The organism is Kocuria sp. CPCC 205263, from assembly GCF_040981075.1.
Lineage (GTDB): Bacteria > Actinomycetota > Actinomycetes > Actinomycetales > Micrococcaceae > Kocuria > Kocuria rosea.
Window position 1 is genome coordinate 1 of sequence record NZ_JAVKPV010000029.1, and the last position, 2596, is coordinate 2596.

At 66.9% G+C, this 2596-nt stretch carries 2 protein-coding genes; one reads left to right on the plus strand and one right to left on the minus strand.

Going from position 1 to position 2596, the window contains the following annotated elements; all coding sequences use genetic code 11:
- The first annotated feature begins 197 nt into the window (after nt 1–197).
- Nucleotides 198–1559 carry an AI-2E family transporter gene (locus tag RF647_RS18935; RefSeq protein WP_368813083.1) on the plus strand — a complete coding sequence of 454 codons (1362 nt, stop codon included), beginning with the start codon at nt 198–200 and terminating at the stop codon, nt 1557–1559.
- A 144-nt stretch (nt 1560–1703) separates the two neighbouring features.
- Here the strand turns inward: RF647_RS18935 and RF647_RS18940 are convergent, their stop codons facing one another.
- Entirely contained in the window at nt 1704–1967 is a 264-nt protein-coding gene (locus RF647_RS18940; protein ID WP_368813084.1) for a WGxxGxxG family protein, read from the minus strand.
- Between the last annotated feature and the right edge of the window lie 629 nt (nt 1968–2596).

The following is a 2596-nucleotide window of genomic DNA, read 5'->3' on the forward strand; positions in this document are numbered from 1 at the left end:
GCACGACTGCCTGGGCCTGCCCGGACTCCAGCGTGACCTGCTGGCCCACGCGGCCAACGAGCTCATCGACCGGCGACCTCCGCTGCGGGCCCCGTACGCCTCCGAGCTGCTCAAAGCTCCGGGCCGGGACACAGAAGCGTGAGCGCACCCGGCAGTACAGCCCCTCGGCACCCACCCCTGCGTGTCAGGATGGCGCCATGGCCTCGACCTCGCACCGCACCCAGCCTCGGCTGGGTCCTGGGCGCAACGACGAGCTGCCACCGTTGCGCGGCGACGCTGCCGGGGGCGTGAGCGTTCCAGTGCGAGTGGCCGCGGCGTGGTCGTGGCGGTTGATCATCATCTTGGCGGCGGTGGGACTGGCCGGCTACCTGCTCTCGAAGATTACGGTGGTCATCATCCCCGTGCTCATCGCGGGGCTGCTCGCGGGGTTGCTCTTCCCGCTGGTGAAGCGGTTGCGGGCCCACCACGTGCCGGCCTCAGTGGCGGCGGGACTGGTCGTGCTGGGACTGATCGGATGCGTGGCGGGTCTGCTCGTGATCGCCGGCCGGCAGATCGTGCTGGGTTTCGCCCAACTGTCCGGCAGCGTGGTGGTGGGCACCCAGCAGCTGCTCGAATGGCTCGAGGACGGGCCGGTGAATCTCAGCGCGGACACCATCAACGACTGGATCGACGACTTCGGCGCCACGGTCGAGGACAACAGCCAAGCCATCCTGGACGGAGCGATGTCCTTTGGTGCGACGGCCGGCAATGTGCTGACCGGCATCGTGATCATGGTCTTCACGCTGTTGTTCTTCTTGATCGATGGGGAGCGGATCTGGTTGTTCCTGGTCAGGTTGTTCCCGGTCAATGTCCGGCGGGCGGTCAACGGTGCGGGCCGGCACGGCTGGACCTCGCTGGTCCAATACGCCCGGGTTCAAGGACTGGTGGCAGCTATCGACGCCGTGGGCATCGCCGCCGGCGCAGCCGTGCTCGGGGTGCCCCTGGCACTGCCGATCGGCATCCTCGTGCTCCTGGGCTCTTTCATCCCGGTCGTGGGGGCGGTGGCCACCGGGGCGGTGGCGGTGCTGGTGGCACTGGTGGCCAATGGGCTCACCACTGCGCTGCTGATGCTGGGCGTGGTGCTGCTCGTCCAGCAGATCGAGGGCAACATTTTGCAGCCACTGATCATGGGCAAAGCCGTCTCCTTGCACCCCTTGGCGGTGTTTCTGGCTGTGGCCACCGGCGCGATCCTCTACGGCATCGCCGGGGCCCTGTTCGCGGTGCCACTCCTGGCGTTGGCCAACACGGTGGTGCGCTACCTGACAGGCCGACGGTGGGCCGTCGATGATGAGATCGCCTGGGAGCCCTACTACTTCCCGTGGGAGATCAAGAAGAACGCCCACCACAACAGGGTGACCCGGGAGCAGGTCATGGCCCAACTGGAGCGCTTCCGCCGGGGCCGGGCGAAAGAACGGCAACGCGCCAAGGCCAAGCACGAACAGCAACGGGCCCACTACGAGGACAAGCAGACCAAGGGCGCGCGAAAGGGCGACCGCCCGCGCGCATCTGCCCACGACTGAGCGCGCCCTGCGGGGCGAAGCCGGGGCGGAGCGTGGTCGGGGTTGCCCGACCACGAGGAGCGTGGACAGGACAAGGGCCCGCTCGTGAGCGAGCGGGCCCTTGTCGCAGGTGCCACGAATCCTCAGATTCGTGGCACCTGGATCTCAGCGGCTGGGACGGTTGGGATCGCCCGCATCGGTGTTGTAACCCCGGTCGGTGTGATCTTTCTTGTTCCTCTTCAGTCCGGCCAGACCGGCCAGGCCCAGCAGGCCGGCCAGGCCCCACAGGCCCATCTCGCCGTTGTCGTCTTCGCTCTGCTGGGTCGTGGTGGTGGCCGGGACTACCGGCTCCGCGGCGATGGCAGGAGCTGCCATCCCGGTGAGGGCGGCCAGGGAAAGGGCGGCAGTGGCTGCGGTCTTGCGCATCATTGCTCTCCTTGGTTTGGGAAGGACCGTCGACTGACGGCCTGATCGTCACCCTATTGTGTATCCACCGTCCTGACGAGAATGCCTAGTCACCGGGGGATGGCCGTCGCCAGGGCAGCCCAGGGGAGCAGCGAGGACGGGCCACCACGGTGGTTGCCGGAGTCCAGTCTCGCGCCATGGGATCTTGATACCGGCCCGGAGTGTGAAGGGTTGGGCGCTACGGGCACGAGAACGTCCGGGTGTCCCGGCGGTCTGGGATCGTTCTGCTGAGCGCAAGTCCGGGACTGGTATGGCTGCTGGGGCCAGGAAGCGGTCCAGCGCCGGGGAGGGTTCTGACGTCATCACCTCTGTTCCTGGGTCCTTGGATGCGCTCGTCCACCACTGGACCATCCATGCCAGGGATTCTGCTCTCCCCCGCGGGACATCAATCGGAAATCCAGACCGCAACTTGGCCAGGGCCGCAGGTTCCGAGCATCGCCTGGGTCTCGTGCCCCTGGCCCCACGACGCAGACCGGCGGTAGCGTTAGTTACCTGACGAATTGAGGTGTTGCGGTTCGTCACCCCGTGATCGTCGAGACGGATCGAAGGAGATGCCATGAGCACCAAGGTCGAGAAGAATGTCGTGGTCGATG